Source organism: Streptomyces sp. NPDC058674 (assembly GCF_042716505.1).
In the GTDB taxonomy this organism is placed as follows: domain Bacteria; phylum Actinomycetota; class Actinomycetes; order Streptomycetales; family Streptomycetaceae; genus Streptomyces.
In genome coordinates this window covers 13762-30857 of sequence record NZ_JBHXSC010000007.1, presented here as the reverse complement: position 1 = coordinate 30857, position 17096 = coordinate 13762, and the positions used below count along the sequence as shown (strand labels likewise).

The following is a 17096-nucleotide window of genomic DNA, read 5'->3' as shown; positions in this document are numbered from 1 at the left end:
AAAAGAGAAGCACTTACTTTTCGAAAGCGCAACCCATCAGTTAGCGCTGCGCGGAGGTACGCTTACCTCATGGACACACCAGCCGCCTGCACCGAAGCCGCCGAATCCGCATCCACATCCGAATGCCCGTTCGATGTCTTCGCGCGCGCGTGCCCGTCCCGGGAGACCCTGGAGCACGTCACCGGACGCTGGGGCAGCCTGACCGTGGGCGCGCTGCGCGAAGGCCCGTGCCGCTTCAACGAGCTGCGCCGGCGGGTGGAGGGCGTGAGCGAGAAGATGCTCTCGCAGACCCTGCACGCGCTGGAGCGCGACGGCCTCGTCCACCGCGAGGCGCAGCCGACGAACCCGCCTCGCGTCGATTACGAGCTGACTCCGCTCGGCATCGGGGTCGCGGACCGGCTGCTCGGCCTCATCCACTTCCTGGAGGGGAGCATGCCAGAGGTGCTGGCCGCCCGGGGGACCTACGACGCGGCGCGCGCCGGCCGCTGACAGCGCGGGCAGAAGTAGCTCGACCGGTTCATCCAGGGCCTGCGCCGCATCGGGGTGCCGCAGCGGCGGCACGGCTCGTCCTCGCGGCCGTAGGCGTCGAGCGAACGGTCGAAGTAGCCCGACTCCCCGTTGACGTTGACGTACAGGCTGTCGAAGCTGGTGCCGCCGACGGCGAGCGCCGCGTTCATGACGTCCCGGACATGGCCGAGGAGCTCCGCGCTGCGGGGGCGCGTGAGGGTGGCGGTGGGGCGCTCGTAGTGCAGCCGGGCGCGCCACAGCGCCTCGTCCGCGTAGATGTTGCCGACGCCGCTGATCAGGGACTGGTCCAGCAGCGCCCGCTTGAGGGTGGTCCGCCTCGCGCGCAGCGCGAGGTGGTAGGCGGCCTCGTCGAACAGCGGGTCCAGCGGGTCCCGGGCGATGTGCGCGATGACGTCGGGCAGCCCGTCGGGCGTGTTCTCGTGCAGGGAGAGTCCGCCGAAGGTCCGCTGGTCGACGAAGCGCAGCTCGGTGCCCCGGTCGTCCTCGAACCGGACGCGGACGCGCAGGTGCTTCTCGTCGGGGGACCCCTGCGGCTGCACGAGCAGCTGCCCGCTCATGCCGAGGTGCCCGAGCACGGACAGGTCCCGCCCGTCGAGGGGCAGCCAGAGGTACTTGCCGCGCCGCTGCGGCACCTCGATCGTCCGTCCCCGGAGCCGCGCCGCGAAGTCGGCCCCGCCGCCGGGATGCCGGCGCACCGCGCGCGGGTGCAGGACCTCGACGGACCCCACGGTCCGCCCGGCGACCCAGCGCTCCAGCCCCCGCCGCACCACTTCGACCTCGGGCAGCTCGGGCACGGATCCTCCTCCGGGTCAACGCGGTCTGGGCGGTGCCGCCGAGCCTACCGGCCCCCGCCCCGGGCCCCGGAAACGGGTCCGCCCCGCCACCTGCGGACAGGTGGCGGGGCGGGGCAGAGCCGAAGGAAGGGGTCAGGCGGTCGGCGCGGGGTCGGCGGGCGTCGGCGCCCCGCCCTCCTCGGCCGCGGCGTCGGCCGGAGCCTTCACCACCACCACGGCGGCCTGGGCGGCCGCGGCTTGTGCCGCGATCCGCTCGTCCGCCTTGGCGCGGATACCGCGCCAGGCGGACTCCGCCGCCTGCTGTTCCGCTTCCTTCTTGCTGCGGCCGGTGCCGGTGCCGTACGAGACACCACCGACGCGAGCGGCAGCAGTGAAGGTCTTCTCGTGGTCCGGACCGGTCTCGGTGACCAGGTACTCCGGAACACCAAGACCTTCCGCGGCCGTGAGCTCCTGGAGGCTGGTCTTCCAGTCCAGGCCGGCCCCGAGGTTCGAGGACTTCTCGATGAGCGGGTCGAAGAGCCGGTGAACCAGCTCCGAGGCCGCGTCGAGGCCCTGGTCGAGGTAGACCGCGCCGATCACCGCTTCAAGGGTGTCGGCGAGGATGGACGCCTTGTCCCGGCCACCCGTGCCCTCTTCGCCCCGGCCGAGCCGGATGAAGGAGCCGAGTTCGAGGCCGCGCCCGACCTCCGCCAGTGCGCGCGAGTTGACCACCGCGGCCCGAAGCTTGGCCAGCTGGCCTTCGGGGAGATCCGGGTGGGTCGTGTACAGCGTGTCCGTGACCACCAGGCCCAGCACGGAGTCCCCGAGGAACTCCAGCCGTTCGTTGGTGGGCAGACCGCCGTTCTCGTACGCGTACGAGCGGTGGGTCAGCGCACGCACCAGAAGGGCGGTCTCGAGTTGATACCCGAGCCGCCCTTCCAGAAGCGTGTGGGACGAGGCCGCGTTCTTACTGTCTGCCTGCTTCTCAGCGTTGGACAGCTCAGACATTGCGCCTCTCACCAGCCGCTCAGACCTCGAGGACCTGGCGCTTGTTGTAGGTGCCGCAGCTCGGGCACGCAATGTGCTGAAGCTTCGGCTCCTGGCAACGCTCGCACGAAACCAGGGTGGGGACCGCAGCCTTCCACTGCGACCGGCGGTGGCGCGTGTTGCTGCGCGACATCTTCCGCTTCGGAACAGCCACGGCTACTTCTCCTGCTTCTCGGCGGCGCTCTGAACTCCGTCAGATGCAGTGCCGCTCATGTTGTCCTTCTCGTCGCCCTGATCGGTCACGACGAGTTCCTGCAATGCCGCCCAGCGAATGTCGACGGCATCATGGTGGTGGTCCGGGTCGTCGTTCAGGCTGAGCCCGCAATCGGGGCACAGTCCCAGACAGTCCTCCCGGCACACCGGCTGCAGCGGCAGTGCGAGCACCACCACGTCGCGCAGCACGGGTTCGAGGTCGAACAAGCCGTCCTCGAGGAAGAGCGTGTCCTCGTCGTCCTCGGCGTCGTCGGCCGGCTCCGCCTTGGAGCGGGTCCGGTCGTCGGCGTCAGGGTACGAGAACATCTCCTGGAAGTCCGCCTTGAGCTCGCGCTCGACGGCCTCCAGACACCTTACGCACTCCCCTACGGCCGATGCACGGGCGGTGCCTGTGACAAGCACCCCTTCCATGACCGCCTCCAGGCGGAGCTTGAGCTTGAGCGGGGTGCCTTCCGGCACTCCGATGACCCCGGCGAGGCCGAGGTCCGCCGGTGCCGCGATCTCACGGAACAGCTTCTGCATGGCACCAGGACGCCGACCCAGCTCGTGCGTGTCGAACACGAGGGGGTTGCGGTGGTCGAGGCGGGTATTCAGGGCTGTTCCTGCTTTCACGGATTGCTCAAGATCGAAAGTTCCGCTGCTGTAGGGCAGCATGGATCGCGGTGCATACGCGCGACCGAAGTGCCAGGATACCCGGCGCTTCGCTCTGAGCCCAATCCGGCCCGGAGGGTACCTAACGCCCCTGCTCGTACTGGCGCAGCTGGTCGAGATTGATCATGCTCGTGTCGAAGAGGCTGGTCTCGTCGAGCGCGGGCTGCTGCTGCGCCTGGGGCTGCTGGTAGGCCGCGTACGGGTCGGGCTGCCCGTATCCGGCGTAGGGGTCGGGCTGCCGGGTGTCGTAGGGCAGGGCGTAGCCCGGTCCCGCGGCTGCGGCCTCCGCGCCGGCGTAGGGGTCGGCGTAGGCGCCGTAGGCCTCGGCGTGGGGCGCCGCGTAGCCGGCCCCGTCGGTGCCGGAGTACGCGTCCTGCTGCCGGGCGGCGGGCTGCTGGTAGGCGTACGCGTCATAGGCGGGCTCGGGCCGGGCCTGCGCCGGAACCGGCGGCGCCTCCGGCTCCGCGAGGCCCGCGAGGAAGTCCGCGTCGCTCGCCGAGCGGGACTGCAGGGAGCCCGCCGCGTCCTGGGCGGCCATGTGCGCGCCGAGGTCGTCCGTGGGCACCCGGCCCAGGAGCTTCTGGCGGCCCTTGCCGACGGCCTCCAGGGTCTTGGAGAGCACCGCCTCGAAGGTGGCGAGCTTGGCGTCCACGTACGCGTCCGCCTGGAGGCGCTGCGTCCCGGGGTCGTGGCTGCGCTCCGGGGCGTCCGCGTCGGGGCGGCCGTGCTCGTCGAGGCCCGGACCGCGGCCGAGCAGCTTCTCCCGGCCGCGGTCCACCGAGCCGATGGTCTTGCTGAGGACCACCTCGAAGTTCGCCAGCTTGCTGTCGACGTAGTCGTCGGCCTCGGCCCTGATCTCCTCGGCCTCGCGGCGGGCTTCCTCCAGGATTCGGTCCGCCTCGCCCTGGGAGCGCCGGGCGACCTCGGTGTCGGAGATCAGCGAACCGCGCTGGCTGTGCGCGGACGCGATGATCCGCTCCGCCTCGCGGCGGGCCTCCTCGACCATCTGGGCCCGGTCGCCGATGAGCTCCTGCGCCTGTGCGAGCAAGCCGGGGAGCGCCTGGCGGACCTCTTCGAGCCGGGCGAGCAGCTCGGCGCGGTTGATCACGCAGGAGGCCGACATGGGCATGGACCGGGCGCCGCCGACGGCCGCGACGATCTCGTCGAGCTTCTTCTGCACGTCCATGGGGGCTCGCACTCTCTCGGCCTCGGGCGGTTCCCGAGTCGGACGGGTCGACTGTAGGGCCACCGGGGCGGGCCCCGACACTGACTGACGGGCCGTCAGATCCCTACTTCCCGCGCAGCCGCTCCAGCAGCGCCGCGTGCACGTGCGCGGGCAGCAGGTGGGCCACGTCGCCGCCCCAGGCCGCGACCTCCTTGACCAGGGAGGACGACAGGAAGCTGTAGGTGGGGTTGGTCGGCACGAAGAGGGTCTCGACGCCCGACAGCCCCATGTTCATCTGGGCCATCTGCAGCTCGTAGTCGAAGTCGCTGACGGCGCGCAGGCCCTTGACGATCGCCGGGATGTCCCGCTGCTTGCAGAAGTCAACCAGCAGTCCGTGGAAGGACTCGACCTCGATGTTCCCGTAGTCGGCGGTCGCCTCGCGGATCAGCTCGATCCGCTCCTCGACGGTGAACAGACCCTGCTTCGACTGGTTGATCATCACGGCGACGTGGACCACGTCGTAGAGCCGGGAGGCCCGTCCGATGATGTCGAGGTGTCCGTTGGTGATGGGGTCGAATGACCCGGGACAGACGGCGCGGCGCAACTGAAGTCCCTCGCTCTCCGGGGCGGGCATCATGAATCTTCGCTGGTGAAGGCGGCGCGACCGTACCAAAGGGTGCCCTCGCCGTATTTCCGCGACCGGAGCGGCTCGAAGCCGTCGGGCCACGGGAAGGCGCCGCTCCTGGTGCTGCGCTCCACGGTGACGAGCGCGTCGCCGGTGAGCCAGCCATTGGACCGGAGTGTGAGGAGGATCTCCCGGAGATCGTCGTGGCCGACGGCGTACGGGGGGTCCAGGAAGACGATGTCGTACGGGTCCCCGCCGGCCCGGGCCGCGGCGATCTGTTCGGCCCTGCCCGCGCGGAACTCCGCTCCGGGCAGGCCCACCGACGCGATGTTGTCCCGGATCGCCCTGGCGGCCTTGGCGTCGGGCTCGACGAGCAGCGCGTGGTCCGCTCCGCGGGAGAGCGCCTCCAGTCCCACGGCGCCCGAGCCCGCGTACAGGTCGAGCACCCGGGCCCCCTCGACGCCGTGCAGCGACTCCCAGGTGGAGAAGAGCCCTTCGCGCATCCGGTCCGAGGTCGGCCGGGTGCCCGTGCCGGGGGGCACGGCCAGCCGTCGCCCGCCGGCGCTGCCGGCGATCACGCGGGTCATCTGGGGTTCCTCCGTACGGCGGTCAGGGGGTGCACGGCCCCCACGATAGGTCGTACCGGCCGGTCCGCGCCGGTCAGCCCTTCTCCAGGTACTGCTCGCGCTCGGTGTCCAGCAGGGCGTCCAGGGCGGTCCGCAGGCCGGGCAGCCGCTCCAGTTCGGGATCGGCGGCGACGACGCGGGCGGCCTCCTCCCGTGCCTCGGCGATGACCTCCTCGTCCTCGATGACGGCCAGCATCCGCAGCGAGGAGCGCACGCCCGACTGGGCCTGGCCGAGGACGTCGCCCTCGCGGCGCTGCTCCAGGTCGATCCGGGAGAGCTCGAACCCGTCGAGGGTGGCGGCGACGGCGGCGAGCCGGGCCCGGGCGGGACTCGCCTCGTGCATCTCGCTCACCAGCAGGCACAGGCCCGGGGCGGAGCCCCGGCCGACGCGGCCGCGCAGCTGGTGGAGCTGCGAGACCCCGAACCGGTCCGCGTCCATGATCACCATGACGGTCGAGTTGGGGACGTCCACCCCGACCTCGATGACGGTGGTGGCGACGAGCACCTTGACCTCGCCCGCGGCGAAACGCCGCATGACGTCGTCCTTGTCGGCCGGGTCCATCCGCCCGTGCAGCACCTCGACCGCCAGCCCGGACAGCGGTCCCCCCACCAGCTGTTCGGCGATCTCCAGGACCGCCAGCGGCGGCCGCTTGTCCCCGTCCTCCTCCGCGGCCTTCTTCTTCTTGGGCTCGTCCTCGCCGTCTCCGATCCGAGGACAGACCACGTACGCCTGGTGGCCGTTCTCCACCTCCTCGCGGACGCGCTCCCAGGCGCGCGACAGGAAGTGCGGCTTGTCCTTGGCGGGGACCACGTGGGTGGCGATCGGCGAGCGCCCGGCGGGCAGCTGGTCCAGTACGGAGGTCTCCAGGTCGCCGAAGACGGTCATGGCGACGGTCCGCGGGATCGGGGTCGCGGTCATCACCAGCAGGTGCGGGGGCTGCCTGCCCTTGGAGCGCAGCGCGTCGCGCTGCTCCACACCGAAGCGGTGCTGCTCGTCCACCACGACCAGCCCCAGGTCGTGGAACTGCACCTTGTCCTCGATCAGCGCGTGGGTGCCGATGACGATCCCGGCCTCGCCGGTGACCAGGTCGAGCAGGGCCTGCCGGCGCGCGGGCGTCCCCATCGAGCCGGTGAGCAGCGCCACCTTCGTGCCCCGGTCGGAGCCGCCGAGCATGCCGCCCTCGGCGAGCTCGCCCATCATCTCGGTGATGGACCGGTGGTGCTGCTGCGCCAGCACCTCGGTGGGCGCGAGCATCGCGGCCTGCCCGCCGGAGTCGACGACGGCGAGCATCGCGCGCAGCGCCACCATCGTCTTGCCGGAGCCCACTTCGCCCTGGAGGAGGCGGTGCATGGGGTGGCTGGTGGCCAGGTCGTCGAAGATCTCCCTGGAGACGGTCTCCTGGCCTTCGGTGAGGGTGAAGGGCAGCTTGGCGTCGAAGGAGTCGAGCAGGCCGCCGGGGGCTGGGCGGCGCGGGACGGCCGGGAGTTGGGAGTCGGCGTGGCGGCGGCGGGCGAGCGCGACCTGGAGGACGAAGGCCTCGTCCCACTTCAGGCGCCGGCGGGCATCCTCGATGTCGGCCTTGGTCGCGGGCCGGTGGACCTTGAGCAGGGCCTCGGTGAGCGGGACCAGGCCGCGGCCGTCGCGCAGCGCGGGCGGCAGCGGGTCCACGGCCTCCCGCACGCCGGGCAGCACCGCGTCCACGCACTTGGCGACCTTCCAGGACTCCAGCTTGGCGCAGGCCGGGTAGATCGGGATGAGCCGGCCGGCGAACGCGGTGGCCGCGTCCTGGTCCGAGGCGTCGGCGCTCAGCAGCTCGTAGGCGGGGTGGGAGAGCTGGAGCTTGCGGTTGAACGAGCCGACCTTGCCCGCGAACATCGCGCGGGTGCCGGGCAGCAGGTCCTTGTGGGGCTTGTGGACGCCGGCGCCGAAGAAGACGAGCTGGAGCCGCCCGCTCCCGTCCGTGATGGTGACCTCCAGGCGTCTGCCGCGACCGCCGTTGAAGGTCAGGATCCGGGCGTCGGCCACCTGGGCGACGACCGTCACGTGCTCGTCGATCTGGTCGGCGAGCTCGGCCAGCGGGGTCAGCTCGCCGCGCTCCGCGTACCGCCGCGGATAGTGGTGGAGCAGGTCCAGGGCCGTGTGCAGGCCGAGCTGCTCGGCCAGCACCTTGGCGGTGGCGGGGCCGAGGGTCTTCTTGAGGTCTTCGTCGAGCGCGGGCACGTGTTCCATTGCACACCATGGCGCCGACAAGCCGGTTATTCGACCCCGATGAGGAGCGGCGCGGAGTACCGCCCGCCCCGGTAGGTGACGGTGTCCACCGCGAGGTGGCCGTGCTGGACGTACGCCTCCAGGCGCTCCGCGAGCGCGTCCGGCACGTCCGGGCCCAGGACGAGGGTGACCAGCTCGCCGCCCGAGCCGAGCATCCGCTCCAGTACCGCCTCGGCGGTCTCGGGCAGGCTCGCGCCGATGACGGCGACGTCGCCGTCGATGAGCCCGAGCACGTCGCCGGCCTGGCAGATGCCCGCGGAGGTGAAGGACTGCCGTTCGGCGACGGCCAGTTCGCCGTAGCGGGTGGCGCCGGCCGCCGCGGTCATGGCGACCACGTCCTCGTCGAAGCTGCCGTCCGGGTCGTGCACGGCGAGCGCGGCCAGGACCTGGACGGCGGACCGGGTGGGGACCACGGCCACGCGCACCCCGTCGGCGCGGGCCTGTTCGGCGGCGGCGGCCGCGACCGCGCGCAGTTCGGCGCCGCCCGGCAGGAGGACCACTTCACGGGCGTGTGCGCGGCGGATGGCGGCGATCAGCTCGGCCGCCTCCGGCACCTCGCCGGGCCGGGCGTGCACGGCGGTGGCGCCGGCCTCCCCGCACAGTGCCGCGAGCCCTTCGCCCGGGACCACGGCGACCACGGCCCGCTGGGTGCGCTCCGCCCGGCCCCGGCGCTGCTCGTCGCCGAAGTGCGTGATCCGTATCCGGTACGGCCGCCCGGCGACGACCCCGGCCTCGACGGCCGCGCCGGGGTCGTCGACGTGCACGTGGACGTTCCACAGCCCGTCCCCGCCGACCACCACCAGGGACTCGCCGAGCCCGTCGAGCCGGGCGCGCAGCTCCCCGACCGCCGCGTCGGAGGCCTCCAGCAGGTAGACCACCTCGTACGCCGGCCCCTCCTGCCCGTTCGCGCAGGGCTCCGGGGGCTGCGGTACGGGCACGGCCCGGCCCCGGGCCGGCTCGGCCGCCGGCTCCCGGCCCGACAGCGCCTGCCACAGGGCCCCCAGTACGGCGACCACCCCGCAGCCCCCCGCGTCGACGACGCCGGCCCGGCCCAGCACGGCCAGCTGCCCGGGGGTCTCGGCCAGGGCGGTACGGGCTCCGTCGTAGGCGGCGCGGGCCACGTCCGCGGCCGTCCCGGCGGCGGACTCCGCGGCCTCCCCGGCCCGGGCGGCGGCGCGGGCCACGGTGAGCATGGTGCCCTCGACGGGGTGCGCGACGGCCTCGTACGCGGAGTCCGCGGCCCGGGTCAGCGCCTGGGCCAGCAGCCGGGCGGGCGGACGCCCCCCGGGCTCGTCGGCGAGTACGTCGGCGACCCCGCGCAGCAGCTGCGCCAGGATCGTCCCGGAGTTCCCCCGGGCCCCGGTGAGCGCGCCGTGCGCGTAGGTGCGCACGGCGTGGGCGAGCGAGGTCCGCGGTGTGCCTTCGGTCACCTCGCCGAAGGCCCCGCCGAGGGCGCGGTCGGCCGATTCGGCGGTGAGGTAGAGGTTGGTCCCGGTGTCCGCGTCGGCGACGGGGTAGACGTTGATCGCGTCGATGTCCTCGCGGGCCCGGCCCAGTGCGGCCACGGCCAGCGAGCTCCAGGTGCGCACCGCTTCGGCGTCGAGGGCGTGCGGCTGAGGCTCGTGCGGCACCGGGCGTTCCTCCTTGTGCGGGCCAGGGTTCACCGCAGGGTAGCCAAGCACTGCCGGGGCGTCCCGACCGCGGGGCGGGGGCGGCGGGCGCCATGGTAGTTTTCTTGGACCGACGCAGTCGTTGTATGCTGCTCCGGTTGCCCGATGAGAGTCGGGCCATTCCCCCGGCAAGCCACTTCAGATTCCTGAATCCGGTGCGCCGGTTTCACTGTAATTGCACCTGAAGTTTTGGAGTGACCTGTGGCTGCCAACTGCGACGTTTGCGCCAAGGGGCCGAGCTTCGGCAACAGCATCTCCCACTCGCACCGCCGTACCTCGCGTCGCTGGAACCCGAACATCCAGCGCGTGCGTGCCGTGGTCAATGGGACGCCGAAGCGCCTCAACGCCTGCACCTCGTGCATCAAGGCCGGCAAGGTCTCGCGCTGACGCCTCCCGTCGTAGCGCAGCCCTTTCCGGTTGCCAAGAAGGCCGGTCCACCTCTGGTGGACCGGCCTTTTGCCTTTCCCGGGCCCGGCGGCGCGGGCCGCCCCGCCGGGTGAGTCCGGTGCTCCCGCCGGGCTTCAGCGCCAGCGCCAGGCGTGGTCCACCGGGCCGATGCCCGCGCCGAGCGCGAAGCCCGCGGCGATGGCCCCGGTCACGTACTCCTTGGCCGCGGTGACCGCCTCGGGGACGGCCAGGCCCTTGGCGAGGCCCGCCGCGATCGCGCTGGCGAGGGTGCACCCCGTGCCGTGGGTGTGCCGGTTGTCGTGGCGGGGCGCCCGCAGCCAGTGCTCCTCCGCGCCGTCGGTGAGCAGGTCCACCGCCTCGTGTCCCCGCGCCGCGAGGTGGCCGCCCTTGATCAGCGCCCAGCGCGGCCCGTGGCCGAGGACCGCTCCGGCGGCCCGGCGCATGTCGTCCTCGCTCTCCACCACCACGCCCGTCAGCTGGGCCACCTCGTCCAGGTTCGGCGTGGCCACGGTGGCCCGCGGCAGCAGCTCTCCGCGTACGGCGTCCAGCGCGGAGGCCGCGAGCAGCGCGTCCCCGTGCTTGGAGACGCCGACGGGGTCGACGACGGCCGGGGCCCGGGTGCCGGCCAGCAGCTCGGCCACGGCCTCCACCAGCGCGGCCGAGGAGAGCATGCCGGTCTTTACCGCCTGTACGCCGATGTCGTCCACGACGGCGCGGTACTGGGCCGTGACGGCTTCGGCGGGGAGCTCCCAGACTCCGCGCACCCCGAGCGAGTTCTGCGCCGTGACGGCGGTCACCACGCTCATGCCGTGGACGCCGAGCGCGAGCATGGTCTTGAGGTCGGCCTGGATGCCCGCGCCGCCGCCGGAATCGGATCCGGCGACGGTCAGGCACAGCGGCGGGGCGGTGCCCGCCGGTTCGGCGGCGGTGCTCACTGCGGCCCGTCCTCGGGGGCCGGGTCGGCGCCGAAGTGGTCCCAGCCCCCGGTGCTGGTCCAGGGTGCGCCGTCGACGGTCACCTGGGGCAGCGCGGAGCGGTTCAACACCCCGCCGATGACCTTCCAGCGGGCCGGCAGCTTCACGTCGGGCGGGAAGGTCGCCACGATGGCGTGGTCCTCCCCGCCGGTGAGCACCCACTGGAGCGGGTCCACGCCGACCGCCTGGCCGATGTCGTGCATCTGGCTCGGGATGTCGACGGCGGAGGAGCGCAGGTCGATCCGTACCTTGCTGGCCTCGGCGATGTGCCCGAGGTCGGCGATCAGCCCGTCGCTGACGTCGGTCATGGCGGTGGCGCCGAGTCCGGCGGCGGCGGGGCCCGCGTGGTAGGGCGGCTCGGGGCGCCGGTGGGCCTCGACGAAGGCCCGCGGGGAGCGGAAGCCGCGGGAGAGGACCGCGAATCCGGCCGCGGACCAGCCCAGCCAGCCGGTGACGGCCACGACGTCGCCGGGCTGGGCGCCGGAGCGCAGTACGGGCTCGTGGTTGCGCAGGTCGCCGAGGGCGGTGATCGCGACGGTGATGGTGTCGCCCCGGACCACGTCCCCGCCGACCACGGCGGCGCCGGCGACCTGGCACTCGTCGCGGATGCCGTCCATCAGCTCGGTGGGCCAGGTGACCGGCAGCTCCGCCGGGACGACGAGGCCGAGCAGCAGGGCGGTCGGCACCGCGCCCATTGCGGCGATGTCCGCGAGGTTCTGCGCGGCCGCCTTGCGGCCGACGTCGTAGGCCGTGGACCAGTCGCGCCGGAAGTGCCTGCCCTCCAGCAGGATGTCGGTGCTCGCCACGACCCGCCGGTCGGGGGCCGACACGACCGCGGCGTCGTCGCCCGGCCCGAGCCGGACCGCCGGGGTGGTGGTGAGCCGTGAGGTGAGTTCCCTGATGAGCCCGAACTCCCCCAGCTCGCCCACAGTGCCCTTCATCGCTGTGCCCCTTCTTGCCCAGTCCGCTTGCGGTCGCGAGCCGTCACAGCTCTGGGTACCGTCAACAGATACGTCAACTTCTGCTCTCCGTACGCCCCGCCGTGCGCGGCGCCGGGTCCGCAGGTCTCCCCGCGGCGCTCGGCGACGCGGTACCGTGGCGTCCCTTCTTCCCCCGGCCCCTTCGATCGTGTGGGGCCCACCCGAAGGTTAGGGGAAATGATCCTCGTGGCCGCCCTGGAGGTTCCGTGGTACAGGCGTACATCCTCATCCAGACCGAAGTGGGCAAGGCGTCGTACGTCGCCGAGTCCATCGGCCAGATCCCGGGGGTGATCCAGGCCGAGGACGTGACGGGTCCGTACGACGTCATCGTGCGCGCCCAGGCCGACACCGTGGACGACCTCGGTCGCATGGTCGTCGCCAAGGTCCAGCAGGTGGAGGGGATCACCCGCACCTTGACCTGCCCGGTGGTCCATCTGTAGCCCCCGTCTACTCTGGGCCGGTGATGTCCCTCCACCGCCGGCCCCTCCGCGTCCTGGCCCTGCCCGCCGCACTGTCCGCACTGCTCCTCGCGGCCTGTTCCCCGGGCGGTTCCGAGGCCAGGGTGGAGCCGCCGGCCACGCCGCCCGCCGACGTCGCGGGTTTCTGTGCAGCACTGCACGAGGAACTCCCCGAAGAGGTGGCCGGCCTGGCCCGGACCGGCACCGAACCGGTGTCGGATCTGACCGCCTCGTGGGGCGGCTCGGCGATCGTACTGCGGTGCGGGATCCCCAAGCCCCCCGAGATGGCGGATCCGGCGCAGGAGGGCGTCCACGTGAACGGGGTGGCCTGGCTGCTGGAGGAGCTTCCCGACGGCGCCGGCTTCCGGTTCGTCACCGGCATGCGCCTGGCCTACACGGAGGTGCTGGTCGACAAGGAGCACGCCACGGACGCCGGGATGCTGGTCGGGCTGTCCACCGCCGTCTCCAGGACGGTGCCGGAGGGCATCTCCTCGTACTGATCGCGCCGGTCGCGCCGCCCGCGCGCCCGCGCCCGGTCACACCGCCGCCCGCCGGCCCGGCCCCGAGGGGCGGGCCGGCGGGCGGTCGCCGTACGGCTGTCGCTAGCGCAGTCCGGTGGAGCGGCGCAGGGCCGCCTGGATCAGGCGGTCCACCAGCTCCGGGTACTCGATGCCCGACTCCTGCCACATCCGCGGGTACATGGAGATCGGGGTGAATCCCGGCATGGTGTTGATCTCGTTGATGACGAACTCGCCGTCCTCCGTCAGGAAGAAGTCGGCGCGCACGAGACCCTCGCAGGACGCGGCGTCGAAGGCCTCGACCGCGAGTTGCTGCACCTCGGCGGTCTGCTCCGGGGTCAGCGGGGCGGGCACGATCCCCGAGGCGGAGTCGATGTACTTCGCCTCGAAGTCGTAGAAGTCGTGGCTGGAGACCGGCGGGATCTCGGCGGGCACGCTGGCGCGCGGGCCGTCCTCGAACTCCAGGACGCCGCACTCGATCTCGCGGCCGCGCAGCAGCGCCTCCACGATGATCTTCGGGTCGTGGCGGCGGGCCTCGGTGATCGCGGCGTCCAGGCCCGCGGCGTCGTCGACCTTGGTGATGCCGATGGAGGAGCCGGCGCGGGCGGGCTTCACGAAGAGCGGCCAGCCGTGCTCGCCGGCGAAGTCCAGGATGCGGGCGCGCGCCGCGTCCCGGTCGTCCGCCCACTCGCGGGGCCGGACGGTCACGTACGGGCCGACGCTCAGCCCGAAGGACGTGAACACCCGCTTCATGTAGTCCTTGTCCTGGCCGACGGCCGAGGCGAGCACGCCCGAGCCGACGTACGGGATGCCCGACAGTTCGAGGAGGCCCTGCAGGGTGCCGTCCTCGCCGTAGGGGCCGTGGAGTACGGGGAAGACGACGTCGACCTCGCCCAGTGCCTTGGGGACGGCGCCCGGCTCGGTGTAGACGACCTCGCGATTGGCGGGGTCGACCGAGAGCACGACGGCGCCGTCCTCGGAGTCGGCCAGGTCCGCGACGTTCGGAAGCGTGCGGTCGGCGATGGCCATCCGCTCGGGCTCGTCGGCGGTCAGCGCCCACCGGCCGTCCGTGGTGATGCCGATGGGCAGCACCTCGTACTTGGAGCGGTCGATGGAGCGCAGTACCGCGCCCGCCGTGACGACCGAGATGGCGTGTTCCGAGCTGCGGCCGCCGAACACGACGGCCACACGGGGCTTGCGGCCCTGCTGCTCAGGGGTCTGGGGGAGGTTCTCGCTGCTCATATCGCCACGAGGGTACCCGCTCGGGCGTCCGGAAAGGAGTCAGTGCCGTTCCGGTTTGGCGCTGCGTCCCATCAGCTCCTTGAGCGCGACCAGGGTCGGCTTGCCGTGGTGGACGATGTCGACGACCGTGTCGGTGATCGGCATGTCCACCCCGTGGCGGCGGGCCAGATCGGCCACCGACTGGCAGGACTTGACGCCTTCGGCGGTCTGCCGGGTGACCGCGATGGTCTCCTCCAGGGTCATCCCGCGACCGAGGTTGGTGCCGAAGGTGTGGTTCCGGGAGAGCGGCGAGGAGCAGGTGGCGACCAGGTCGCCCAGGCCGGCGAGGCCGGAGAAGGTCAGCGGGTCGGCGCCCATCGCCACGCCCAGCCGGGTGGCTTCGGCGAGCCCCCGGGTGATGAGGGACCCCTTGGTGTTGTCGCCCAGGCCCATGCCGTCCGCGATGCCGACGGCGAGGCCGATGACGTTCTTCACGGCGCCGCCGAGCTCGCAGCCGATGATGTCGGTGCTGGTGTACGGGCGGAAGTACGGGGTGTGGCAGGCGGCCTGGAGCCGCTGGGCGACGGCCTCGTCCACGCAGGCGACGACCGACGCGGCGGGCTGCCGGGCGGCGATCTCGCGGGCCAGGTTGGGGCCGGTGACGACGGCGATCCGGTCGGCGGGGACCTTGGCGACCTCCTCGATGACCTCGCTCATCCGCTTGGCGGTGCCGAGTTCGACGCCCTTCATCAGGGAGACGAGCACGGTGTCGGGTGCGAGCAGCGGCGCCCAGGCGGCGAGGTTGCCGCGCAGGGTCTGGGAGGGGACGGCGAGGACGGTGAAGTCGGCGCCGGCCGCGGCCTCGGCCGGGTCGGTGGTGGCGCGGAGGTTCTCCGGGAGTTCGACGCCGGACAGGTAGTCCGGGTTGGTCCGCCCGGTGTTGATGGCGTCGACGGGCTCCCGGCGGCGGCCCCACAGGGTCACCTCGCAGCCGGCGTCGGCGAGCACCATGCCGAAGGCGGTGCCCCAGGAGCCGGTTCCGTAGACGGCGGCCTTCACGGGACGTGTCACTTCTTGCCCTCCCCTGCGGCGTTGCGCCGCTGCTGTGCCCTTGCCTTGCGGTGGTCGTACGGCTGCGCGGGCGCGGTCTCGCCCCGCACCTCCTCCAGGAGCTCCGTGATGGCCGCCATGATGGTCTCGGTGGCCTCCTTGAGGACTTCCGGGCCCTGTTCCCTGTCGTAGAACGCGGAGAGGTCCACGGGCGGCCCTGCGAGCACCTGGAGGGTCTTGCGCGGGAACAGCCGGAGCCTGTTCTCCTTCGCGTACGGCGGCATCGCGAGGTTGGCGCCCCACTGGGCCACCGGGATGACGGGGGCCCGGGTGACCAGGGCCACGCGGGCGGCGCCGGTCTTGCCGGCCATGGGCCACATGTCGGGGTCGCGGGTGAGGGTGCCCTCGGGGTAAAAGGCCACGCATTCGCCGCGCTCGATCGCTTCCACCGCGGCCCGGAATGCGTCCAGGGCGTTGGTGCTCTCCCGGTAGACCGGGATCTGACCGGAGCCGTGCAGGATCGCGCCGACAATGGGGACCTTGAAGAGAGCGGCCTTCGCGAGCAATCGGGGGACGCGCCCGGTGTTGTACTGGAAGTGCGCGTAGGACAGCGGGTCCAGATACGAGTTGTGATTGACGGCGGTGATAAAACCGCCCTCAGCCGGAATGTGCTCCATTCCCCGCCAGTCCCGCTTGAAGAGCACTACCAGCGGCGGTTTCGCGATGACCGCCGCCAGGCGGTACCAGAAGCCGATTCTGCGGGGGGGCACTCGGACACCTTCCTCTAGGACCGGCGCGCGGCTCGGGCGCCTCGTCGTCGAAGGGAGAGTTTCGCCCTTGCCCCGGTCTCTGTCGAGAACACCGTACGCCCCGCTCACGCCACCGGTCCCCCGGGCCGCCCGGGCGAAGGCGACAATGGGCCGACACATGACCCGGCCATGACCTGACCATGGCCTACGACCGTGCCGGAGGGCACCGGGGGGAAGGGGCCGGCCACGAACGCCGTCTGGAGCCTGGTCGTCCCGCTGAAGCCCCTGGCGGTGGCGAAGAGCCGTCTCGCGGCGGCTGTGGGGGCATCCCGCCCCGGGCTGGCGCTGGCCTTCGCCCAGGACACCGTGGCAGGGGCCCTGGCCTGCGCCGCGGTCGCCGATGTGGTGGTCGTCACGGACGACCGCGCCGCCGGGGCGGAACTGGCCAGGCTGGGGGCCCGGATCGTCCCGGACGCGCCGGGCGCCGGGCTCAACGCGGCCCTGGCGCACGGGGCGCGGGCGGTCCGGTCGGTGCGGCCCGGGATGCCGGTGGCCGCGCTCAACGCCGATCTCCCCGCGCTGCGGCCGTCCGAATTGCTACGCGTGCTCGATAACGCTTCGGTATTTCCCCGGGCATTTCTGGCCGATGCCGCCGGAATCGGGACGACCTTGCTTTCCGCTGGGCCGGACGTGGAATTGTCGCCTTCCTTCGGCGGTCCGTCGCGGGCCCGCCATTCGGCCTCGGGGGCGGTGGAAATCGCGCTGGCGGGGGTGGACAGCGTGCGCCGGGACGTGGACACGGCGGCCGATCTGCGGACCGCCCTCACGCTCGGCGTCGGGCCGCACACCGCCCGATACAGTGCCGGTATGCAGGCGACCGCGTACACGTACGACTCCCGGACCCGCAGCGGCAGCGTGCTGCTGGACGACGGCACCCCGGTGCCCTTCGAGGCCCCCGCGTTCGACGCGGGCGGCCTGCGGCTGCTGCGGCCCGGTCAGCGGGTCCGCATCGAGACGGACGGCGAGGGCGTGGGCCTGCGGATCACCCTGGTCACGCTGCAGACATTCTGAGCTGCCCTTTCGGCGGTCCACCGGAGCCGCGCGCGGGCGCCGGCGCGGCGTCCGGGCAGCACCGCGGGGCGGCGTGGCCCCTGGGGGGAGACGGGCCGGC

At 72.6% G+C, this 17096-nt stretch carries 18 protein-coding genes and 1 pseudogene; 5 read left to right on the top strand and 14 right to left on the bottom strand.

From position 1 onward, the window contains the following. Positions 1 to 69: 69 nt before the first annotated feature. Positions 70 to 489 (top strand): winged helix-turn-helix transcriptional regulator, encoded by a 420-nt coding sequence (locus ACFWU6_RS05870; protein WP_383808435.1) that lies wholly within the window; start codon positions 70 to 72, stop codon positions 487 to 489. On the opposite strand, the gene mutM is transcribed toward ACFWU6_RS05870, so the two are convergent. The 9 genes from mutM to ACFWU6_RS05825 form a co-directional block, all read right to left on the bottom strand. Further along, positions 462 to 1322 (bottom strand): bifunctional DNA-formamidopyrimidine glycosylase/DNA-(apurinic or apyrimidinic site) lyase, encoded by an 861-nt coding sequence (gene mutM / locus ACFWU6_RS05865; protein WP_383808438.1) that lies wholly within the window; start codon positions 1320 to 1322, stop codon positions 462 to 464. The genes ACFWU6_RS05870 and mutM overlap by 28 nt on opposite strands. A gap of 132 nt (positions 1323 to 1454) precedes the next feature. Beyond that, positions 1455 to 2309: a ribonuclease III gene (gene rnc / locus ACFWU6_RS05860; protein ID WP_383808441.1), complete on the bottom strand. Its 855-nt coding sequence runs from the start codon at positions 2307 to 2309 to the stop codon at positions 1455 to 1457. 19 nt (positions 2310 to 2328) lie between these two features. Beyond that, positions 2329 to 2502, bottom strand: coding sequence for a 50S ribosomal protein L32 (gene rpmF / locus ACFWU6_RS05855; protein ID WP_003965982.1), 174 nt, complete (start codon positions 2500 to 2502; stop codon positions 2329 to 2331). A 2-nt stretch (positions 2503 to 2504) separates the two neighbouring features. Further along, a complete protein-coding gene (locus tag ACFWU6_RS05850) occupies positions 2505 to 3215 on the bottom strand; it encodes a YceD family protein (RefSeq protein WP_383808444.1) in 711 nt (236 codons plus the stop codon). A 79-nt stretch (positions 3216 to 3294) separates the two neighbouring features. Beyond that, entirely contained in the window at positions 3295 to 4398 is a 1104-nt protein-coding gene (locus tag ACFWU6_RS05845; protein WP_383978749.1) for a cell division initiation protein, read from the bottom strand. Positions 4399 to 4501: 103 nt separating this feature from the next. Continuing rightward, positions 4502 to 4981, bottom strand: a complete 480-nt coding sequence (coaD, locus tag ACFWU6_RS05840) for a pantetheine-phosphate adenylyltransferase (RefSeq protein WP_383808468.1) — start codon at positions 4979 to 4981, stop codon at positions 4502 to 4504. 29 nt (positions 4982 to 5010) lie between these two features. Next, on the bottom strand, positions 5011 to 5589 hold the full coding sequence (gene rsmD / locus ACFWU6_RS05835) for a 16S rRNA (guanine(966)-N(2))-methyltransferase RsmD (RefSeq protein WP_383808449.1): 579 nt from the start codon (positions 5587 to 5589) through the stop codon (positions 5011 to 5013). A gap of 73 nt (positions 5590 to 5662) precedes the next feature. Then, positions 5663 to 7858, bottom strand: coding sequence for an ATP-dependent DNA helicase RecG (gene recG / locus ACFWU6_RS05830; protein ID WP_383978746.1), 2196 nt, complete (start codon positions 7856 to 7858; stop codon positions 5663 to 5665). Between the two features lie 26 nt (positions 7859 to 7884). Next, a complete protein-coding gene (locus ACFWU6_RS05825; RefSeq protein WP_383978743.1) occupies positions 7885 to 9528 on the bottom strand; it encodes a DAK2 domain-containing protein in 1644 nt (547 codons plus the stop codon). Positions 9529 to 9768: 240 nt separating this feature from the next. Here ACFWU6_RS05825 and rpmB point away from each other — a divergent pair, with 240 nt between their 5' ends. Beyond that, positions 9769 to 9954: a 50S ribosomal protein L28 gene (rpmB, locus tag ACFWU6_RS05820; RefSeq protein ID WP_073911113.1), complete on the top strand. Its 186-nt coding sequence runs from the start codon at positions 9769 to 9771 to the stop codon at positions 9952 to 9954. Between the two features lie 134 nt (positions 9955 to 10088). On the opposite strand, the gene thiD is transcribed toward rpmB, so the two are convergent. Beyond that, a complete protein-coding gene (gene thiD, locus ACFWU6_RS05815; RefSeq protein ID WP_383808458.1) occupies positions 10089 to 10910 on the bottom strand; it encodes a bifunctional hydroxymethylpyrimidine kinase/phosphomethylpyrimidine kinase in 822 nt (273 codons plus the stop codon). Beyond that, positions 10907 to 11890 (bottom strand): thiamine-phosphate kinase, encoded by a 984-nt coding sequence (locus ACFWU6_RS05810; RefSeq protein WP_383808461.1) that lies wholly within the window; start codon positions 11888 to 11890, stop codon positions 10907 to 10909. The genes thiD and ACFWU6_RS05810 overlap by 4 nt, the downstream gene beginning before the upstream one ends. Positions 11891 to 12135: 245 nt before the next feature. On the opposite strand from ACFWU6_RS05810, the gene ACFWU6_RS05805 reads away from it, so the two are divergent. After that, a complete protein-coding gene (locus tag ACFWU6_RS05805; protein WP_383808465.1) occupies positions 12136 to 12369 on the top strand; it encodes an Lrp/AsnC family transcriptional regulator in 234 nt (77 codons plus the stop codon). Positions 12370 to 12392: 23 nt separating this feature from the next. Further along, positions 12393 to 12887, top strand: a complete 495-nt coding sequence (locus ACFWU6_RS05800) for a DUF3515 family protein (RefSeq protein ID WP_383808471.1) — start codon at positions 12393 to 12395, stop codon at positions 12885 to 12887. A 102-nt stretch (positions 12888 to 12989) separates the two neighbouring features. Here ACFWU6_RS05800 and ACFWU6_RS05795 read toward each other — a convergent pair whose 3' ends face one another. From ACFWU6_RS05795 to ACFWU6_RS05785, 3 genes are read right to left on the bottom strand one after another with little or no spacing between them, the layout of a single operon-like run. Beyond that, entirely contained in the window at positions 12990 to 14147 is a 1158-nt protein-coding gene (locus tag ACFWU6_RS05795; RefSeq protein WP_383813187.1) for a D-alanine--D-alanine ligase family protein, read from the bottom strand. 39 nt (positions 14148 to 14186) lie between these two features. Beyond that, positions 14187 to 15197, bottom strand: coding sequence for an NAD(P)H-dependent glycerol-3-phosphate dehydrogenase (locus ACFWU6_RS05790; RefSeq protein ID WP_383813188.1), 1011 nt, complete (start codon positions 15195 to 15197; stop codon positions 14187 to 14189). Beyond that, positions 15194 to 15946, bottom strand: coding sequence for a lysophospholipid acyltransferase family protein (locus tag ACFWU6_RS05785; RefSeq protein WP_383813190.1), 753 nt, complete (start codon positions 15944 to 15946; stop codon positions 15194 to 15196). Before ACFWU6_RS05785 ends, ACFWU6_RS05790 begins: the two co-directional genes overlap by 4 nt. A 192-nt stretch (positions 15947 to 16138) precedes the next feature. Here ACFWU6_RS05785 and cofC point away from each other — a divergent pair. Next, positions 16139 to 16795, top strand: a pseudogene (gene cofC, locus ACFWU6_RS05780) (2-phospho-L-lactate guanylyltransferase); the annotation flags it as partial. Positions 16796 to 17096 lie beyond the last annotated feature (301 nt).